The sequence below is a fragment of the Deinococcus piscis genome (assembly GCF_014653275.1).
GTDB lineage: Bacteria > Deinococcota > Deinococci > Deinococcales > Deinococcaceae > Deinococcus > Deinococcus piscis.
On sequence record NZ_BNAL01000002.1, the window covers coordinates 62834 to 82822 of the forward strand.

Annotated in this window: 15 protein-coding genes; 10 read left to right on the forward strand and 5 right to left on the reverse strand. The window is 64.7% G+C overall.

What is annotated here, in order from left to right:
* Positions 1 to 230: 230 nt before the first annotated feature.
* Entirely contained in the window at positions 231 to 3692 is a 3462-nt protein-coding gene (locus IE158_RS01215) for a YhgE/Pip family protein (protein WP_189641850.1), read from the forward strand.
* On the opposite strand, the gene IE158_RS01220 is transcribed toward IE158_RS01215, so the two are convergent.
* Positions 3637 to 4611: a serine hydrolase domain-containing protein gene (locus IE158_RS01220; protein ID WP_189641851.1), complete on the reverse strand. Its 975-nt coding sequence runs from the start codon at positions 4609 to 4611 to the stop codon at positions 3637 to 3639. The two genes, IE158_RS01215 and IE158_RS01220, sit on opposite strands and share 56 nt — an antisense overlap.
* Positions 4612 to 4695: 84 nt before the next feature.
* Between IE158_RS01220 and IE158_RS01225 the strand changes: the two genes are divergently transcribed.
* Positions 4696 to 5472, forward strand: coding sequence for a DUF554 domain-containing protein (locus IE158_RS01225; protein ID WP_189641852.1), 777 nt, complete (start codon positions 4696 to 4698; stop codon positions 5470 to 5472).
* Positions 5473 to 5533: 61 nt separating this feature from the next.
* Here IE158_RS01225 and IE158_RS01230 read toward each other — a convergent pair whose 3' ends face one another.
* A complete protein-coding gene (locus tag IE158_RS01230; protein ID WP_229838818.1) occupies positions 5534 to 6787 on the reverse strand; it encodes an SGNH/GDSL hydrolase family protein in 1254 nt (417 codons plus the stop codon).
* 232 nt (positions 6788 to 7019) lie between these two features.
* On the opposite strand from IE158_RS01230, the gene IE158_RS01235 reads away from it, so the two are divergent.
* A complete protein-coding gene (locus IE158_RS01235) occupies positions 7020 to 8411 on the forward strand; it encodes a hypothetical protein (protein WP_189641853.1) in 1392 nt (463 codons plus the stop codon).
* A 365-nt stretch (positions 8412 to 8776) separates the two neighbouring features.
* Here IE158_RS01235 and IE158_RS01240 read toward each other — a convergent pair whose 3' ends face one another.
* Positions 8777 to 9592 (reverse strand): hypothetical protein, encoded by an 816-nt coding sequence (locus tag IE158_RS01240; protein WP_189641854.1) that lies wholly within the window; start codon positions 9590 to 9592, stop codon positions 8777 to 8779.
* Positions 9593 to 9786: 194 nt separating this feature from the next.
* Between IE158_RS01240 and IE158_RS01245 the strand changes: the two genes are divergently transcribed.
* Positions 9787 to 10827, forward strand: coding sequence for an alpha/beta hydrolase family protein (locus tag IE158_RS01245; RefSeq protein ID WP_189641855.1), 1041 nt, complete (start codon positions 9787 to 9789; stop codon positions 10825 to 10827).
* Between the two features lie 194 nt (positions 10828 to 11021).
* Complete coding sequence (gene arcD, locus IE158_RS01250) at positions 11022 to 12482, forward strand: arginine-ornithine antiporter (RefSeq protein ID WP_189641856.1); 1461 nt, start codon at positions 11022 to 11024, stop codon at positions 12480 to 12482.
* Between the two features lie 104 nt (positions 12483 to 12586).
* Here arcD and IE158_RS01255 read toward each other — a convergent pair whose 3' ends face one another.
* On the reverse strand, positions 12587 to 13519 hold the full coding sequence (locus tag IE158_RS01255) for a DMT family transporter (RefSeq protein WP_189641857.1): 933 nt from the start codon (positions 13517 to 13519) through the stop codon (positions 12587 to 12589).
* 98 nt (positions 13520 to 13617) lie between these two features.
* On the opposite strand from IE158_RS01255, the gene IE158_RS01260 reads away from it, so the two are divergent.
* Entirely contained in the window at positions 13618 to 14400 is a 783-nt protein-coding gene (locus IE158_RS01260) for an AraC family transcriptional regulator (protein WP_229838819.1), read from the forward strand.
* A 233-nt stretch (positions 14401 to 14633) separates the two neighbouring features.
* Here IE158_RS01260 and IE158_RS01265 read toward each other — a convergent pair whose 3' ends face one another.
* On the reverse strand, positions 14634 to 15638 hold the full coding sequence (locus IE158_RS01265; RefSeq protein WP_189641859.1) for a tyrosine-type recombinase/integrase: 1005 nt from the start codon (positions 15636 to 15638) through the stop codon (positions 14634 to 14636).
* A 297-nt stretch (positions 15639 to 15935) separates the two neighbouring features.
* On the opposite strand from IE158_RS01265, the gene nrdI reads away from it, so the two are divergent.
* From nrdI to IE158_RS01285, 4 genes are all read left to right on the forward strand, one after another.
* On the forward strand, positions 15936 to 16313 hold the full coding sequence (gene nrdI / locus IE158_RS01270) for a class Ib ribonucleoside-diphosphate reductase assembly flavoprotein NrdI (protein WP_189641860.1): 378 nt from the start codon (positions 15936 to 15938) through the stop codon (positions 16311 to 16313).
* A gap of 76 nt (positions 16314 to 16389) precedes the next feature.
* A complete protein-coding gene (gene nrdE / locus IE158_RS01275; RefSeq protein ID WP_189641861.1) occupies positions 16390 to 18477 on the forward strand; it encodes a class 1b ribonucleoside-diphosphate reductase subunit alpha in 2088 nt (695 codons plus the stop codon).
* Between the two features lie 121 nt (positions 18478 to 18598).
* Positions 18599 to 19645, forward strand: coding sequence for a class 1b ribonucleoside-diphosphate reductase subunit beta (nrdF, locus tag IE158_RS01280; protein WP_189641862.1), 1047 nt, complete (start codon positions 18599 to 18601; stop codon positions 19643 to 19645).
* Positions 19638 to 19925 carry a thioredoxin domain-containing protein gene (locus IE158_RS01285; RefSeq protein WP_189641863.1) on the forward strand — a complete coding sequence of 96 codons (288 nt, stop codon included), beginning with the start codon at positions 19638 to 19640 and terminating at the stop codon, positions 19923 to 19925. The genes nrdF and IE158_RS01285 overlap by 8 nt, the downstream gene beginning before the upstream one ends.
* The last annotated feature ends 64 nt before the right edge of the window (positions 19926 to 19989 follow it).

Here is a 19989-nt window from a genome sequence, read left to right on the forward strand (position 1 = left end):
CCCCAGTGTATCATCTATTTAACAAAGTGTCATTTGACAAAATGTCAGAGCGCCTGAAATACTGTGGTCCGGTGGGCAGCGTCGGCCTGCGGCAGCCCAGGGCTCACGGGACCACCGACACGTTCTGGTCGGCCAGGCACTGCCATATAGAAGTGGTTTCAGCCATATAGAACCGGTGTCAGTGCCCACAGTGGTGAAAACTGCCGCGCCCCGCCCCTCAAGGAGACCGCATGCCCTTTCAAAAGTTTGTCCAAGATTTCCGCCGCCTGACCCCCTCGGAGCGGTCCATGTGGCGCTGGCCGATGATGTGGCTGAGCACCGCTGCCATCGTGGTGGTGCCGTCGCTGTACGCCAGCATCAACCTTGCCAGTTCGCTGGACCCGTACGGCAACCTGCAGGCGCTGCCGGTGGGGGTGGTGAATCTGGACCAGGGCACCGAGCGTGATGGCGAAACCATCAACGTAGGCCGCGAGGTGATGGATGACTTCCAAGAGGACCCGCCCTTTGACCTGACGGTGTTTCCGACCGAGGCTGCGGCCCGCGACGCGGTCAAGCGCGGTGACATCTACTTTGCGCTGACCATCCCGGCTGATTTTAGCCGCAAGGCAGTGGCCGCAGACAGCAGCCAGCACGGCCTGCTGAAGTTCTATGTGGCCGAAGGCTCCAACTATTTTGCCAGCCGGGTGGCCGATTCTTTTGCCGCCCGGCTCAGCGACGAGCTGAACAAATCCCTGGGCGAAACGCGCTGGGAAGCGGTGCAGGCGTCGCTAGAAGACGTGCAGAACGGCTTTGGGGACATCAAGGACGCCACAGGCCGCCTGAGTGAGGGGGCGGGTGAGCTGAAGGACGGAGCGCGGCGCGTCAATGACGGAGCCAGCGCCCTGCAAGGCGGTCTGGACCGTGCCGCTGACGGCAGTACCCGCCTGGCCGATGGGGCCGCGCAGGTGTCTAGCGGTGTGCAGGCACTGACTGGCGGCACGGGTCGGCTGAAAGCAGGTATTGGAGAGCTGAACGCGGCGATTCCCACACCCGAAAAGCTTCAGCCTCTGCGTGAGGGGGCCGCTGCACTCAGCCAGGGCAACGCCCAGCTGGCAACCGGCCTGGGCCAACTCTCCGCCGGGGCCGGTCAGCTGGCAGCCGGAAGTGGCCGCCTAAAGGAAGGCGCAGACCAGGTGGCTACCGGAAACCAGCAACTGGCCGAGCAATTGCCCCAACTCCAAAGTGGTCTGGGCGAGTTGACGACTGGAGCTGGTCAGCTGGCAGCAGGGAGCACCCGCCTGAAGGACGGCGCGGACCAGGTGGCGGCGGGGAACAAGCAACTGGCGGAGCAATTGCCCCAACTCCAAAGCGGTCTGGGCGAGTTGGCAACTGGGGCCGGGCAGTTGGCGGCAGGGAGCACCCGCTTAAAACAAGGTGCCGACCAAGTGGCGGCGGGCAACCAACAGCTGGCCGAGCAGTTGCCCCAACTCCAAAGTGGCTTGGGCGAGTTGGCGACTGGAGCCGGGCAGTTGGCAGTCGGAAGTGGCCGCCTAAAAGAAGGCGCCGACCAGGTGGCGGCGGGCAACCAACAGCTGGCCGGGCAATTGCCCCAACTGCAAAGTGGTCTGGGTGAGTTGGCGACGGGAGCCGAGCAGTTGGCAGCCGGAAGTACCCGCCTAAAAGAAGGTGCAGATCAGGTGGCGTCAGGCAACCAGCAGCTGGCCGCACAGTTGCCGCAGCTGGAAACTGGTGTAGGCCGGGTGGTGACGGGAGTGGACGCCCTCAATACGGGTGCCGCCGAGCTGGCGACGGGGCTGACCCGCCTGAATGAAGGCGTGCGCGGCCAGCCCCTGCTGCCGGGACAGCTGAAATCTGGCGTGGCCGAGTTGAACCAGGGCTCGCAGCGCCTGCACAGCGGCACCAACGAGCTGCTTCAGGCCCTGCCGCAACTTCAGCAGGGCGCTTCGGCGGCTGCGGCAGGAGCACAGCAGCTGGCCGAGGGAGCCGGGCAACTGTCGAGTGGCGCAGGCGAGCTGAATGCCGGTGCGGAGCGTCTGTCTGAAGGGGCGCGCGCTGCGCAGCAAGGTTCCGAGCAAGCGGTGACCGGAGCCCAGCGTCTGGCCGAAGGAGCGGGCCAGCTTTCGAGTGGCGCAGGCGAGCTGAATGCCGGTGCGGAGCGTCTGTCTGAAGGGGCGCGCGCTGCGCAGCAAGGTTCCGAGCAAGCGGTGACGGGAGCCCAGCGTCTGGCCGAAGGAGCGGGTCAGCTTTCGAGCGGCGCAGGCGAGCTGAATGCCGGTGCCGAGCGTCTGGCCGAGGGTGCCCGTGCAGCGCAGCAGGGCTCTGAGCAGGCGGTCACTGGTGCCGAGCGGTTGGCTGAGGGAGCCGGGCAACTGTCGAGCGGCGCAGGCGAGCTGAACGCCGGTGCCCAACGTCTGTCCGAAGGGAGCCAGGCCGCCCAGGCGGGTGCGGGCCGGGCTGTGACCGGCGCTCAGCAACTTGCTGCGGGGTCAGCGCAGCTGTCGAGTGGCGCGGACGAGCTGAATACCGGAGCCAGGACCCTGGCCGCCCGCAGCAACGAAGCCGCAGCTGGCGCGGCCCGCTTGGCGAATGGGGCCGGGCAGGTCCAGGGCGGCGTGAATGACCTGGCCGACGGAGTCGGAAAAATTGGCGCGGGCGTGGGCACCATCAACAGCCAATTGCCCGCGCAGGCCGACCTGGACCGGCTGAGCAGCGGAGCGCAGACCCTGGCAGGCAGCAGCGCCGAGCTGAGTGATGGCCTGGGGCAGTTGGACCGGGGAGCGGGTGACCTCGCGGGCGGCACCGCCGACTTGCTGGACGGCACAGGGCAGTTGTCTGACGGCCTCAGCGAGCTGGACAGCAAGATTCCCACCGAGTTTGAGGAACTGGGCGGCGACCCCAGCGGCCTCACCCGCAGCGTGACCGCCCAAACCGAGAAGTTCGCGGCGGTGGCCAACAATGGCACGGGCTTCGCCCCCTATTTCATGGCCCTCAGCCTGTGGGTGGGCGCCGTGCTGACCACCTTCATCTTCCCCTTCCAGCAGTTGCCCTACAGCGCCCGGAGCACCGGGCAGGCGGCCAGGGTGCTGCGCAAATTCCTGATGCCTGCCCTGCTGGTCATCATTCAGGCGGTCCTGATGGTCTTTGCGGTGCAGGCGCTGGGCGTGGAGTACCTGCATCCGGCCCAGGTCATTGCCACTTCGGTGCTGGCGAGCCTCACCTTTTTCTCGCTGATTCTGGCGCTGATTTTGATGTTCGGCTCAGTGGGGCGGTTTATTGCGCTGGTGCTGCTGATTCTTCAGCTGGCGTCATCGGGAGGCAGCTACCCGGTGGAGCTGGCCCCGCCGGTGTTCCAGGCCATTCACAATTGGGTGCCAGTGACCCAGGCCGTCGGTGCGCTGCGCCACGCCATCGCGGGCGCGTATCAGGGGCAGTACCTGAAGTTCATGCTGTTCTTGCTGGCCATGATGGCGGTCAGTGGAGTCCTGGCGCTGCTGGCCCGCCGCCGCTGGGAACTGGTGGATGATGTAGACTTCCGCCCGCTGATCGTCTCGCCGCTGGCGTCCGGCCATGTCCACGAAGACGACCTGGAGCGCCGCGTCCGCGAGCTACGCGAAGGCCACGCGGCCCACGCCGGGGTCATGGGCGGGGAGGCAGCAGAGTCAGCAGCGCCTGACGCACCGCGCCGCGACTGAAGCTGCCCGGCGGGCCGGCGACCAGCAGCGCCGCGACCCGCCCACTGGCCGGGCAAAAGGCCAGCCCCGCCCGTGATTGCCGCGCCACTCCGTCATGCCACCACACGCCCCCGGTCACGAACCAGCCGGGGGCGACTTCGTCGGTGCCCGGAGGACGCCCACGTGGGGTGATGCTCAGGGTCCAGCCGGGGGCCAGTGGCCCGCTCAGGTGAGCCGCCCCGAAGCGCAGCAGGTCATCTGCTGTGGCCCAGAGTCCTCCGGCTCCCGCCAGCGTGCCGAAATCGGTGGCACGCTGGGGCCGTGCGGGGGGCCGCGCAGCCAGAAAGTTGGTGATGCGTAGGCCCAGCGGCCCGGTGACTTCGCGGGCCAGCAGGTCCGGATAGGGCAGGCCACCTGCCTCCGCCAGTGCCAGTGCCAGGACTCCGGCCCCCAGGTTGGAGTAGCCAAAGCGTCCCGCCTGCCCCGCTGCCGCCCAGCGCCGCGCTGAAGCAATCGCGGCTTCGCGGCTCAGGCTGTAGGGCGCGTAGGGGTCCAGGAGGGCAGTCAACCCTGCCCGCAGTGGGTGAGCGGGCAGCCCGGCGGTGTGGGTTGCCAGCGCGTAGGGCGTCACGAACGGCGGCATTCCGGCAAAACTTCCGCCCAGCCCAGCCACTGGGGCGAGCGGGTCCAGCTGGCCAGCGGCGGCCAATTGCCCCAGCAGAGCCGCTGTAAATGGCTTGGTCACGCTGGCAATCTCGTATGGGGCAGCCGGGTCCAGCTGGCCCACCCCACCGGTCAGAGCCCGCCCCTCCGCCTGCATCCCCAGCACCAGCCCGCGCCCTGCCAGTGGCCGCAGCGCTCCCATCAGCGTTGCTGGAGACGCACCGCTCAGGTCGGCAGCCTGCCGGGTCAGGGAAGAGAGAGCATCACGGCGGAACATGCGCCCCAGTCTAGGCGTCAGCGCCGGTGGTGTTATCTTTGCTTACCCTATGGCGCAGCAAAGCAGGATCCAGCAAGGAAACACATGGACGCACTGATGGCCCTGTCCGGCACCCTCGCCAACGTGGCTGCGGTGCTGCTGGGCGGCCTGGTGGGGCTGCTGCTGGGTGGGCGGCTCCCCGATCAGGTTCAGCGCACGCTGCTGCAAGCGCTGTCGCTGGTCACCCTGTTTATTGGGATGGAGATGGCCTGGTCGCTGCGTGAGCTGGCTTTCGGGCCGGTGCCGGGCGTGGTAGTGGGCCTGGTGGCCATGGTGCTGGGCGCGGTGGCCGGCGAACTGCTGGGCATCGAGGACGCGCTGGGCCGCTTGGGCGAGCGCGTGCAGCAACGCCTGCGCGGCGGGGACCGCTTTACCGAAGGATTTGTGGCCGCCACGCTGCTCTTTTGTGTGGGCCCCATGACCATTATTGGCGGACTCCAAAGTGGCCTGACCGGCGACCCCACCACCTATCTGCTCAAGGCGGGCCTGGACCTGGTGGCGGCGGCGGCGTTGGCCGGCGTGTACGGCAGTGGCGTGCTGGCCAGCAGCCTGAGCGTGCTGGTGGTTCAGGGCGGCCTTGCGCTGGGGGCTTTTGCGCTGGCGGGCAGCCTGCTCAGTGACCTGGACCCGGCCAGTCTGCGCAGTCACCCGGTCATGCTGACCCTGACTGGCACCGGCGGGCTGGTGCTACTGGGCATTGGCTGGAACCTGATGCTGGGCGGTCTGGAGCTGGATGACCGCCGGGTGCGTGTAGGCAGCTTCTTGCCAGCGCTGTTGCTGGGGCCGCTGCTGGCCTGGGCGCTGGGCCTGCTCTGGAGCTAAGGGTAAGGATTTGGGCTGTGGCTTGGCTGGTTGGCCTGCGCTCAGGCAGTGTGCCCCGGCTCTACTCAGCGGTGTCCACGCCCGCTGCGGCCAGTTCACTGTGGGCCGCCTGCGGCAGCTCTATCCCCCAGTGCTGCTCGATATGCTGGACCACCAGATACCCCAGTTTCAGCTGCGCCGCCGCTGACAGGTGAATGCCGTCAGCCGACATATCGGGGCCGAACGGTTCGGCGCTCGTTTCGTCGAGTGCGGGGTGAATGTCCAGCCGGTCCATCAGCGGCTGCACGTCCAGCACGCTGTGGCCGTATTCGTCCGCCAGACGCTGAATGGCAGTGTTGTATGCCTTGACTGCCCCCTGAACCTGGCGACTTTCAGCTGGGGTCAGGGCCTGCGGGGCGTCGCAGCTCAGCTTCTGCCCCAGCAAAAAAGCCGTGAGCGGCAGCCGGTTCTCGCTCTCCTGACAGCTTGCGTCGGTCACACCTTTTTCAAACAGCACCCCTCCAGCGCTCATCAGCGGCAGGCGGGTCACATCAGGCACCGTCAGCAGCAGGGTCCGGGCACCCGTGGGCTTGAGGGCGTCCAGCACCTGCCGGTAGTGGCGCTCAAATTCGGCGGGCGGCGTCACTCTGGCCGGGTCGCCACTGGTCACGCCGGGCAGGGCGTCGTTTGACCCAATCCAGAGGGTCAGCTGGTCCGGGTTGGACTTGAGCGCTGCTTCCACCTGGGTGAGCTGTGGTCCCAGAATCAGGCCATACATGCGCCGGGTCAGGTCATCGGTGCTGTCAGCCCCGCGCCTGCGGTACAGGTCCTGCACCTGCGCTCCGGGCACGGCGAAGTTGGAATTGCGCACGTCACGGCTGACCCGCTCACAGGCCCCTTCGTCCAGGCCGCCGCCCATCGGTGCCGGACAGCCACGCCGGGTGGCCGGAATGCCGAACGGCACACCAGTCAGGCGGGCCACCACGGCGGGGTAGGCGGCGTACTGGCCTGCCGCCGTGAGTCCAGCGGCCTGCATCCCCGCTGTCAGCGAGTCGCCCAGCGCCACATAGGCCATGCGCGGCATGGGCGTGCTGGTCAGTGGCTGCACCGGCTGTGCGGGCAGTTGCTCCTCGGTGACGGCTTCCAGTGGGTCCGCCGAGAACAGGTCGGGCACGGTCTGGGTGCGCTGGGGGCCACCGTCCAGGGCCAGCGCGGACGCGGACGGCTCAGGCTGCGGAGGGGTGCAGGCCACCGTCAAGGCGAGCACCAGCGTGCCCAGGCCACGCGTCCAGGCGGCACGGTGTGGTTGGCCCTTGCGGCGGCCTTGCAGAGTCATGTCGGGCAGCATAGCGGCCTATCCCCATCAGGAGCGTGGTCTGCGCCGCTGTCTGGACTCTGGGTCGGTGTGACCCAGCCCCCGTTGGAACACGTTCAACGGAGCCCAGCCCAGATGCCTCCCGATCCCCCCAATTCCTAATCACACTCTTAACTAAAAAAGGTCTTCAAGAGCCACACATCCTATTCCAATAGAGTGCTCATCTCTTTATTCTAAGAGCCGGAGGCAATCCATGAAAAAACTGACTTTCCTTGCGGGTTTGCTCACGCTGTCCTCTCAAGCTGGGGCCCTGCCTCAGATCGTGAACTGCGCGGGCAATGCCCAGAATCCGCGCTGTGTCAGCCAATCCATGCCGGACGGAGCCGGGACCGTGGGCAGCGGGCCGACCTTTTATCAGGGTGGGTCCAGCGATGACCTGCGCGGCGGCTTCGTGACTGCCGACGGCAAGAAGCTGATCGTGGCCATCAACACCCTCAGCATCACCGGAGACAAGTTCGGCGCAGTGATGGAAGTGGATCTGGACACCGGCAACCGCCGGGTTATCAGTGGGCATCTGAATGCCGTAGAAAGCCGGGGCCAGGGCGTGCCGTCGGGTTCGTACGAACTGTATGACCTGGGCAATGTCAATGACGTGAACCCACTGCCGGGCGGCGATTTGGTGGCTTATAGCGCTGGACAGGCCATTCGGATTGACAGCCGGACCGGCAACCGCAGCCTGCTGTGGACCTCCAAGACCAGCAGTGACATCAGCGTGCGTGACGGCGCAGAGCGCAAGTACGCTGCCGGGGCGCTGCCGGGCGCTTCTGGCGCAGTGCCCACGCCCAATCTGAATGTGAGTACCCCCCTGGGCAACGTGAACCTGGGCAGTCTCTTTGGTGGGGGCAACAGTGCGCCCGCTCCAGTGGCGACAGGCAGTGGACACCTGGGCAACGGTTACTTCTGCCCGCAGTTTGTGGCGTCCGAGCGGATGCCCGCCATTCCGCGTCCCAACATGGCCACGGACGCCCAGGGCAACATCTACCTGCTGCACGACAACAACCCTCAGGGCTCCGGCTTTGCGCTGTTCAAGCTGGATGCCAGCAAGGACTACCGCTGCACCGTGGTGTCGCAGTTCGGCACCCAGGGCAACAATGTGAAGGGCAGCGGCCTGCCCTGGACCACCAACGTGACCTCCTCCGGGCCGCTGTTCGGTGACCTGACCCTGGTAGGCGACACGGTCTACGCCGCCGGTGGCCCCAACCCCAACTACGTGGTGGTGAGCATCAACACTAAGACGGGCGAGCGTGCCCTCGTCTCGGGCCAGCGCGCTGGCAACGGCATCCAGGCCTTCAAGAAGGGCAGCGGCGATGCCATGATCAGTGACGTGGTGGTTCACAGCGGCGGTGCGCTCTACACCACCGAGGAGCAAGTCAACTCTGACAGCTTCAGCCTGGTCCGCATTGACCCCAAAACGGGTGACCGCACGGCTGTCCCTGTGAAGCCCAACACGCCACTCGCCACCGGCTTTTCCAGTGACATTCGGCTGTACAGTATTCCCAACTCCACCAACCTGCTGGTCTGGTTCCGCGATGCGCTGCACCTGCTGGACCCCAAGACGGGCGACAACATGATTCTTTCCCGCTAGAGCATTTGACAAAAAGACGTTATGTCTTTTTGGCGAGCGGAGCGAGTACAAAACAAAGAGCAGGACGGAGAATGGAGCTATGTGGAGTGGGGTTCTCCGCATAGCGTAATTCGGAGAACTGCTCTAGAGCATTTGACAAAAAGATGTATATCTTTTTGGCGAGCGAAGCGAGTGCAAAACATGGGAGCAGGACGAAGAATGGAGTGACTGCTGGTGCTTTTCCAGCAGGCACGTAATTCTGAGAACTGCTCTAAAAGCTCAAAGGTTCTGCAAAAGTCCCCAGTCCTCACAGGGAGCTGGGGACTTTTTTGGCCCTGTTTGTGTGCGGACCTGCGGAATTTCCAGGGCCAGGGCTGCCGGGAGGCTCAGCCTCGCCGACCTGCCAGCATCCAGACACCGACGGCGGCGCAGGCTGCGCTGAGCGGGCGCAGGCCCCGGCTGCCTCCAGTGATCAGGCCCACGGCCAGGGCTCCAGTGGCCAGCAGGCGGCTGGACTTGACCCGCTCCTGGGCAATCTGCGCGGTGTCCAGGTCGTTGCGGGCGTTCACCTCCTCAATGTTCACAGCGGCTGGAGCCACCACCAGCGCTCCGAGGGCCGCCAGCCGGGCAGGCAGGCTGTCACGCTCACTCGCTGACAGCAGCGCGGGCAGCAAGGCCGCAGTCAGTGCGCCCACGCCGGTCCAGGGTTCTTCCGGTCCCAGGTCGTCGCCCCGGGTGTGGCTCAGCAGCAGCGCCGCACCTGGGATCAGGGCGGCGGCCTTTTGGTCGGTGGTGCCGGTGGCCAGTGCGCCGCCCGCCAGCGCCAGCTGTTCTGGCAGGGTCGGCGCGGTGCCCACGGTGGCGCTCAGGAGACGCAGGCTGCCCAGCGTGACAAAAGCGGCCAGCAGTTCTTCCAGCGCGGCGAGGTCTTCCTGCGGCGGGTCCGCCAGGCCCAGCAGCAGCTCGGCGGCCAGTGCGGCGGCGGCGCTCTGCGCGTGGTCGGGGTCCAGCTCGCGGGCGGTGGCCCAGGCGGCAAAGGCTCCTGCGCCGGTCCGCAGGCCGCCTGCCCACGACTGACCACTCAAGCGGCCCAGCAACAGGCCCGCCAGCAGCCCCCCGGCAGCCAGCTGATTGGAAGGAATCGTCAGGTCCAGAGTGCGGGCCAGGGCCAGGGCCAGCGGCGGTGTGCGGTCAGTGTTCATGCCTCCGAATCTACCCCCAGCGGCGGCCTGACCACATCGGGCGGGAGCGGCCCCGCGTCCATCAATTCTTGGCATACGGGCGGCGATCCTTCGGGGCCACTTCTGACGCCAGCTGTTAGCGAGGCCAGCGAGCGCGGTCCCGGATGTGCCTGCACTTGCTGAAGCCGGACCAGTCCTTGCCTACACTGGGCAGAATGCGTGCCCTCATCATCCTGCTGGTTCTGGCCGCTGTGGCCTGGCTGGGTTATGTCACCCTGACCCAGGGCGCAGGCTCCTTGCTGACGGGTCAGGGCTCCTTCCCGCAACAGGCAGAGCGCCCGCAACTGCCGGACGCCGCCTCTGCGCAGCCAGACCGTGCCCTCCAGGCGCGGCTGCTTGCAGAAGCGGTGGCCCGCCAGCCCATTTCCATTCAGGCGCTGCGGGCGCGGGAGTATCCCGGCAGTGCCCTGACGGTAGAGCGTGAGTTGGAGCGCGGAGGGGGCTACTCGCGGCAGGTGGTCAGCTACCGCTCGGACGGCCTGAAGATTTACGCCCTGCTGACTGTGCCGGACGGCCCACCGCCCGAAGGGGGCTGGCCCGCTATCGTGTTTAATCACGGCTACATTCCACCCGCTGAGTACCGCACCACCGAGCGCTACGTCGCCTACCAGGACGCGTTCGCGCGCGCCGGATTCGTGACCCTCAAGAGCGACTACCGGGGCCACGGCGACTCCGAAGGAGAGGCGGGAGGCGGCTACAACGACCCCGGCTATACGGTGGATGTGCTGAACGCCGCCGCCAGCCTGAAGCGGGACGGGCGCGTCAATCCGGCGCGGCTGGGTCTGTGGGGGCACTCGATGGGCGGGCAACTGTCGCTGCGGGCCATGCTGGTGGACCGTGACCTGAAGGCGGCTTCGCTATGGGCCGGTGTGGTCGCCGACTACGCCGTACTGCAAACCGACTGGCACGCCCCGGATGGTGTTCAGCGGCAACTGGACGCCCTGAACCGGGAGTTTCTGCGCCAGCTCAGCCCCAACGCCTATCTGGCCGACCTGAATGGCCGCCCCATCCAGCTGCACCACGGCACCGCCGACAAGGACGTGCCCTACAGCTTTCAGGTGGCCCTGGCCAGCGACCTGCGGGCTGCCGGGCAAGGTGTGGAGGCCTACCGCTACGGGGGCGATGACCACAACCTCAGCGGCAATCTTGCGCTGGCCCTGCGCCGCAGCGTGGAGTTTTTTCAGCGCCACCTTTGAGGGGTGGCCCAGCCTGAGCGGCCTCATCCACGGCTGAGGCGTTTGCCGCGGAGCAAATGTGAAGTGTGTGTTTAAATAGAGCCGTTTTGATTTTTTCTGTGCAGGTCGGCGCTCTGCGCCCGCCTGGCCGACGGCCCAGCATGCTGCATCTGTAGCGGCAAATCTCCGTGCTGGAGACACAAAAGGCAGATTCTATGACCCAACATCCTTCCGCAGAAATGCCGCAGGCCCAGGCAGCGGCTGAGGGCCCGCGCCTGGGCCTCCCCGCCCTGACCGCGCTGGTGGTCGGCTCCATGATTGGCGGCGGTATTTTCGCGCTGCCGACCAACGTCGCGGTCAGTGCCGCCCCCGGCCCCATGCTGATCGGCTGGGCCATCACCGCCGTGGGCATGTTGGCCCTGGCCCTGGTCTTTCAGATGCTCGCCAACCGCCGCCCAGACCTGAATACCGGCATCTACGCCTACGCGAAGGCGGGCTTCGGCAACTTTATGGGGTTTTCCTCAGCCTGGGGCTACTGGATTTCGGCATTTATCGGCACAGTCAGCTATTTCGTGCTGATGGGCAGCACCATCGGGCAGTTCATCCCTGCCTTTGGCGAAGGCAACACCGCCGCCGCCATCGGGTTTGCCTCGGCGCTGCTGTGGACCATTCACGCACTGGTGCTGCGCGGCATCCGCACCGCGGCCACGCTCAACATGCTGACCACCATTGCCAAAGTCGTGCCGCTGATTCTGTTTCTGATCCTGAGCGTGCTGGCGTTCCGGTTCGGTGTGTTTACCGCCGACTTCTGGGGCCAGGCCAGCCCGAACCTGGGCAGCACCCTGGATCAGGTCAAGGCGATGATGATGGTCACCGTGTGGGTCTTTATCGGGATTGAGGGGGCCAGCACCTACTCCTCGCGCGCTGCTCGGCGCAGTGATATCGGCAGGGGTACCGTGCTGGGCTTCTTGTTGACCCTCTTTTTGCTGGTCGGTGTCAATGTGCTGAGCATGGGCATCATGAGCCAGCAGGAGCTGGCAGGGCTTCAGGACCCCAGCGTGGCTTACGTGCTGGAAGCGGTGGTCGGTCCCTGGGGCGCGTGGCTGATTCGTGCCGGGCTGCTGGTGTCGCTCCTGGGGGCCATGCTGGCCTGGACGCTGCTGTGTACCGAAATCTTATACGCCGCCGCCAAGGACAAAGAGATGCCCCGCTTTCTGGCCCGCGAGAATGCCTACGGCGTACCCAGCGGGGCGCTGCTGGCCACCAATCTCATGGTGCAGCTGTTCTTGCTGCTGACCTATTTCAATGACTCGACCTATCTGACCTTGCTGTACCTCGCCAGCGCCACGATTCTGCTGCCGTACCTGTTCTCGGCGGCATACGGTCTGATGGTGGCGTCACGCGACCACTACGCCAGCGCCCGCGAACGCACCCGCGACCAGTGGACTGCGGGCCTGGCAGTGCTGTACGCCCTGTGGCTGCTGTACGCCGCTGGGCCACAGTATCTGCTGCTCAGTTCGCTGCTGTATGCCCCCGGCGCGCTGCTGTTTGTCAAAGCCCGCCGTGAGCAGGGCCTTCCCGTGTTTAGGCCGTGGGAACTGGGCCTGCTCTCCCTGTTGGTGCTGGCCGCGCTGTACGCCGCCTACGGACTGAAGCAGGGCTTCTTGACACTGTAAGGCCGTTAGGACAGTTCAAAGGGCAAATTCCAGAAGAGAACTCGGGCAAAAAAAGGAAGGAGGCCCAGCGCGGAGCCTCCTTCTTTCTTGCCTGTGACGGTGCTTCAGGGCGAGCTCCAGAACTTGCCCCGGCGGACCCGGCGTTTGCCCGGCTTGCTCTCCCGCTGGGCAAGACAGGCCCCGGTCAGGATCAGTGCCCCGCCCAGCAGTTGCCCTGCCGAGAGATGCTCGCCCAGCAGCATCACGGCCAGGGCAATCGCCCACAGCGGGTCGGTGGTGGTCAGCATGGACGTGCGGGTCGCCCCGATGCGGGCCACCGCGCCGTACAGCGTGGGCATGGAAATCAGCGAGGGAATCAGCGCCAAGCCCACGATGGGTAGCCACTGCGCCCAGCTGTGCGGCACACTCAGGTCACCCTGCGCCGCGCCCATCCCAGCAGCGACAATGGACGTGACCAGGCTCACCACGGCGGTCACAGTCAGCGGCTTGATGCCCCGGTTCAGCCGGTGGCTGGCAAAAAAGTATCCGCCGTACATCAGCCCGGCCAGGCCGCCCATCATCAGGCCCACGGCGCTGGCGTCGGCGGGGCCAGGCATGCCGACCACCACGCTCAGGCCCAGCAGCGTGACCGTCAGGGCGATGACCTGCCAGCGCGAGGGCCGGATATGCGCCAGCAGTCCCAGCACAATGACCACCGCCGGCGCACAGTACACCAGCAGCGCCGTGGTGCTGGCCGATATATGTTCCAGTGCCGTGAAATAGGCCAGAGCCGACCCCACATGCAGCAGCCCCATGAACAGCAGAGGCCGCAGCTGCTCACGGCTGACTTTGGCATAGCCCAGCAGGATCAGCAGCGCCGCCAGCAGGCCAAAACGCCAGCTCAGCATGCTGGTCGTGCTCAGGCCCGCTGCTGCGCCCATTTTGGCCCAGATGCCCACTGTGGCCGAGGCACTGGCAGAAAATAGGGCCAGGCCAATGCCCACCCATTCGGCGGGCAAGGTTTGTAGGCGGGGTGGCAGGGAGAGGCGCTCAAGCATGCCCGGCAATCTACAGAATGTCAGCGGGGAGCGTCTTGAATGAAAAGGCGGGGCCTCCTGCGGTTTTTGGCATACTCCCTGTTTGGCATACTTTGGGCGTGCCTGCTGCGCCGCCTACACCCCTTGCCCGTCCCAGTCCCCAACTGCTCTCCGCCTTGCTGACGCCGCCCCACGCCTCGCCACTGGAGGCGCTGATGGACACGCAACCGGACCTGATCTTTTATGTCAAGGACGCTCAGGGCCGCTACGTGGTGGTCAATGAAGCCCTGCGCCGCCGCAGTGGCCGCGCCATGAAAAGTGACCTGCTGGGCCGCACCGCCGCTGAGGTCTTTACTGGCGAGGTGGGTGAGCGCACCCTGCTGCAAGACGAGCAAACCCTGCATTTGGGTCAGGAGCTGCATGACGTGCTGGAGTTCTACTTCACCGCGCAGGGCACGCCGGTGTGGTGCCTGACCGACAAGCTCCCCCTGCTGGGCAGCGCGGGCGAGGTGCTGGGGCTGGTGGGCCTGTCGCGTGACCTGCCGCCCGCCTCGCAGCACGCCGAGTTTCCCCGTGTGGCTTCGGCGCTCGCCTACATTCACGCCCACTTTGCCGAGGGCACGCTGCGGCTGCGCGATGTGGCTGCCCATGTGGGCCTGTCGGTTGACACGCTGGAGCGGCTGTTCCGGCGCGTGACCCACCTCACGCCCAAACAGTTGCTGCTGCGGGTGCGCTTTGACCACGCGGTGCGGCTGCTGCGCAGGCCCGAGCTGTCGGTGTCGGAGGTCGCCCATGCCTGCGGCTACAGCGACCACTCGGCCTTTACCCGCAAGTTTCGCCGCATGGCGGGTATCAGCCCCCAGGCGTACCGGCGGCGGCTGCGCGAGCTGGGGCAGTTGTAGGGGTGAAGGCCGTCCCTGGCCGTGCTGCTGGGGCACTACCCCCTTGCTCGTGGCCTATTGCCTGGAGGGTTGCACTTAGTTGTTCGTCCGGATGCCCTGCTGCGGTGAGGGTCGGTGGCATGATTTAGGCTCCCAGTGTTCAACGGCAAAAATTCGAGAACCGCTACACTCAGCTTTCTGACCAATGCCCAATACGTTTTTGGTTAACCAAAACCAGCGCTTCCCCGCGCCCCTTACCACCCCGCCAGATCATCCTTAAGATCGTCCGCCGCTAACCGGGCGTAACCCCGGCGGGTGGTGTCCACCGACTCGTGGCCCAGGTGCGCCGCCACCCGCCCGAAGTCCTTGATCTGTTGCAGCAGCCGGGTGCCCGCGTACTTGCGCCCAGGGTGAAAGCCCCGGAACTCGACCCCAGCGGCCTTGAACGCCCGTTCCAGGTGATACCGCGCCGTAGGCGTGGTGCCGTAGCGGAAGACTTTCTGCGGGGCCGTGGCCCGGCGGCCCGCGCCGAACTCCGGCCCGCCGGGGCCATAGGTCACGCGGTAGGCCCGCGCTGCGTCGCTCAGGCTCTGGCTCATGGCGACCATGCGGGCCTTGCGCCCTTTGCCGGAGCGCACATGCAGCCGCCGGGCCGCTTCATCTATATCGTCCCACTCCAGGCTGAGCGCTTCGCTGATGCGCAGGCCCCCGTGCGCCGTCACAAACAGCAAAAATCGGGTATGGACATCGGCTTGCTCCAGTACATCCGCGATTTCGCTCTCGGTGTAAGGGGGCCGCTTGATGATGCCGGGGGTGCGGTCCTTGGGCACCCGCACGTCGCGGAAAGGGTCGGCTTCGGTGGCTCCGGCCCAGCGCAGCGCCCGGTACAGGCAACCGGCAGCCGCCACTTTCAGGCCCACGCCAGCAGGTTTGCGCCCCTGCGCCAGCATCCAGTTCACATAGCCCTGAGCCATGTGCCGTCCCGGCTTGAGCAGGCTGACCGCATTGTTCTGGGCATATTCCACAAATTGCCGGGTGCCCAACTGGTACGCCTCAACGGTGCGGGGGCTGGTCAGCACGCCGCTGCTGCCCCCATGTGCCAGATAAGCCGTGGTCAGGCTGATCAGTTCAGCGCTGTCCTTGTCTGCGGCAGCCCGCACAGCCCGGCGCTTCAGCTCGTCGTCGTGTAAGTTGGTCCATTCCCGCGTGCTGGACAGCAAATCACCTGTGTACTGCTCAAGAGCGTGGGACAGCGTCATGACCGGCATGATAGCTTAGGGCGTTCCCCCAAATCCGCAGTTCACAGTGCAGGACACCATATCTTGTATCTGTAATTTTTCTACATACAAATACTTGTACTCTGGGCCTTGATTCGGTCCTACTGCCCCGCTAGAATCCGGGGCATAGAACCACAGTCCCACTGGCCTGTCGGCTCTCATCCTTCGGCCCTGACCGCGTCTGGGCAGAGGGACTGACTTGATGAACTCGCCCTGTCTACTGGGGCCCACTGGGCACCGAGTAGAGAGCTTTGGCATGGTTCAAAAGGAGCCCCACCCGTGCAACTCATCTTTGACACCCTGACTGGCAACACCCGCCGCTTCGCCCACAAGGTCGCCGACCTGACCGGAGTAGAAGTGGTCGCCCTGGCTGACGCTGACCCCCGCGCACCGTATCTGCTGCTGACCTACACCTTTGGCAGCGGGGCTGTGCCGGAGAGTACCGCCGCTTTTCTGGGGCAGCACAGCCACTGGCTGCGTGGCGTGGTCAGCAGCGGTTCCTACCACTGGGGCGAGAGCTTTGGCCGGGCGGGCGATGTCATTTCGGCGCAATACCGTGTCCCGTATGTTGCGCGGGTCAATAAGTCAGGCAATGCCGAGGATGTGCGCCGGGTCGCGGACTGGCTTCAGACCCACGCAGCCAACGCAGCAGACTGAACATGGTGACATTGCCCTGGCGGCAGCAGCAGGCCGGGGGAGATGACGGCTGGAAATCGGAAAGGCGAGGAGAACTATGGAACGCTGGATAGAACTGAACAACAAGGTGCTCTCGGGCACCGAAATCAACACCACCTATGACACCGACGCCCTGCAAGTGTACTTTCAGGAGAAGGTCAACCCCAACACGGTTTTTTTCCACGACCTCAAGGAAAAAATCCGCTACATGACCGAAAACGGTGTCTGGGACCCCAGCATCTTTGAGCGCTACAGCTATGACGAGGTGCAGCAGGTGTTCAACCGCGCCTACGGCTACAAGTTCCGCTTCAAGTCGTTCATGGGTGCCTACAAGTTCTATTCCGAGTACGCCACCATGACCCCGGACCGTTCGCGCTGGCTGGAGCGCTACGAGGACCGCATGAGCATCACCGCCCTGGCCCGCTCCAGCAACGTGGAAGAAGCGCTGGAGCTGGTACACCATCTGGTCAACCAGACCTTTACGCCTGCCACCCCTACCCTCATGAACTCTGGCAAGGCCAACACGGGCCGCCTGGTCAGCTGCTTTTTGCTGCAAGACTGCACCGACAACCTCAATTCGATCACCAAGACCCTGAGCTTCGTGGCCGAGCTGAGCAAAGGCGGCGGCGGTATCGGGGTTGAGGTGAGCAACCTGCGGGCACGCGGCGAGTCGCTGCGCGGCATCCAGAACGTGACCAAAGGCGTGATGGGCGTGGCGAAGATGCTGGATAACATGCTGCGCTACGCCGACCAGGCCGGGCAGCGCCCCGGTGCGGGGGCCATTTATCTCAGCGTCATGCACGCCGACTTCATGGATGTGCTAAGCGCCAAGAAAATCGCTTCCGACGAGGATTCCCGCCTCAAAACCCTCAGCGTGGGCGCGACCATTCCTGACATCTTTATGCAGAAGGTGCGCTCCGGCGAGGACATCTACCAGTTCTATCCCCATTCCATCGAGCAAGAAACGGGCCGCGAGTTTACGTCTATCGACTGGAACAGCGAATATCAGGAGCTGGCCGACAACCCCCGCATCCGCAAAAAGCGCGTTTCGGCCCGCCGCATCTTTGAGGACATCGCCATCACCCAGGGCGAGAGCGGCTACCCCTACTTGCTGTTTGAGGGCAACGCCAACCGCGCCAACCCCATTCCCAACGTGGGCAAAATCCTGATGAGCAACCTCTGCTCGGAGATTCTGCAACCCACCCGCCCCAGCTATTTCCACGCTTACGGCGAGGAGCACAAGGACACCATCGGCCTAGACGTGAGCTGCAACCTGTCCAGCCTGGTGATTGAGCAGACCGTGGAGAGCGGTGATATGGGGCGCGTGGTGGGAGCCGCCATCCGCATGCTGGACGACGTGGCACGCTCCACGTCCGTGACCGAAGTGCCCGCCGTCAAGCGGGCCAACGATGAGATGCGCTCGATTGGCCTGGGCGCGATGGGCCTGCACTCCTTCCTTGCCAAGAACGAGCTGATTTACGGCTCCGAGGAAGCGCTGGACTTCGTGGACACCTTCTTTGCGGCGGTTCACTACCATGCCCGCAAGGCCAGCATGGAAATTGCCCGCGACACCGGCTTCGTCTTCGGTGGCTTTGAGGGCAGCCGCTACGCCGATGGCTCCTACTTTGAGCAGTATCTGGTCAAGGACTTTGCTCCCAAAACTGCCGAGGTCGCGGCGCTGTTTGAGGGCCACACCCTCCCCACCAAAGAAGACTGGGCGCAGCTGGTCCGTGACATTCAGCAGCATGGCCTGGCCCACTCTTTCGTGATGGCGATTGCGCCCACCGGCAGCATTTCCTATGTCTCGCACGCTTCGGCGAGCATCATGCCCATCACTGAAAAGGTCGAGACGCGCACCTCCAACAAGGCCCGCACCATCTATCCCATGCCGCACCTGAACGTGGACACCGAGTGGTACTACGAAGAAGCCTACGACATGGACATGAACCGTGTGTTGGACACGGTTGCCACCGCCCAGCGCCATGTGGACCAGGGCATCAGCTGCACGCTGTTCGTGCCGGGCACCTCCAGCACCCGCGACCTCCAGCGCTACTACATCCAGGCGTACCTCAAGGGCGTCAAGACCCTCTACTACACCCGGATGCGCAAGACGACGATTGAGGAATGCCTGACCTGCGCGGTGTGACCGCCCAGCGGGCCTAAAGGTCAGAAGGTCTGAGAGTCTAAGGGCTACTGACCTTATCTCCAGGCCCTTAGACCCTTAGACGTTTTGACCCTTAGACCTGCCGACCTCCGAAGGAGCCCCCATGCAACCCCATACAGACCCCTTTTCTGCCACCAACTGGTCCGAGCCCGAAGACGGCTTCAGCACCACTTTTTATGAGAAGTACACCTCACAGCTGTGGTTCCCTGAAGAAATTCCGCTGAGCAACGACGCCATCGTCTGGAAATCGCTGAGCGACGCTGAGCGCTGGACCTATATCCATGCTTCGGCAGGCCTGAACGCGCTGGATACCTTGCAGGGCGAGGTGGGCATGCCCGCGCTGCGGCACCTGGTGGACGGCCATATCCGCAAGGCCACCATTCAGTTCCAGGGCATGATGGAAGACATCCACGCCAAGAGCTACTCGCTGATGAACAAGACCTTCCTCACCACGTCTGAGGAGCGCGAGGTGTTTGAGTGGGTCCGCACCCAGCCGCAGCTTCAGAACAAGATCAGCATCATCATGGGTATCTACAACGACCCTGACGTGTCGAACCTGGGCCTGTGGAAAAAGATGGTGGTGTCGTGCATGCTCGAAACGGCGCTGTTTTACTCCGGTTTCTTTTATCCGCTGTATCTGGCCGGGCAGGGGAGAATGGTATCGGCGGGCGAGATTTTCAACCTGATCATCATGGATGAAGCGGTCCACGGCGTGTATGTGGCGCTGCTGGCCCAGGAAAAGTTTGCTGAGATGAACGAAGCCGAGCAGGCCTACGCCCTGGCCTGGTACGAAGACACCCTGATGCGGCTGTACCGCAATGAGCTGGCCTACACCGAGATGCTGTATGCCGAGGTGGGCCTCGTGGACGAGGTTAAGAAGTTCATTCGCTACAACTTCAACGTGCTGGCCGACAACCTGGGCGTAGAGCGCTCGTTTGAGGACGAGGAAATCAACCCGATTGTCCGTAACGGCATCAAGGCCAAAGGCACCACCCACGATTTCTTCAGCGCCAAAGGCAACAGCTATTCCAAGATTGCCGTTGAGGCCCTGACCGAAGAGGACATGGACGACATCTGGCCCGAACCCCGCCGCGTGACCCGCAAAGAACCCGCTCGCACTCCCCTCCTGGAGGCCCTGGCCCATGACTGAATCTGCAACCCTGACCCCTACCCAAACCCGCTTTGTGCTGCTCACCCAGGACAACTGCCCGAACTGCGAGCGCCTCAAGCTGATGCTGGCCAAGCCCCTGAAGGGCCAGTTTGATGACCAGATTGTGACCGTTCACCGTGAGGAGGCCGCCGCTGAGTTTGAGGCACTGGCCGCCGAATACAGCGTGCAGAGCACTCCGGCCCTGATTGACCGGGAGCGCGGCGAAGTGCTGCGCAACGCTGGAGGACTGGGCGAAGTCAAAAACTTTCTGAGCGTGTGACCGCTGAGAGGAGCCCTTTGAGGCTCCTTCTTCATGCAAATTGTTTTGATACGCGAATAACAAA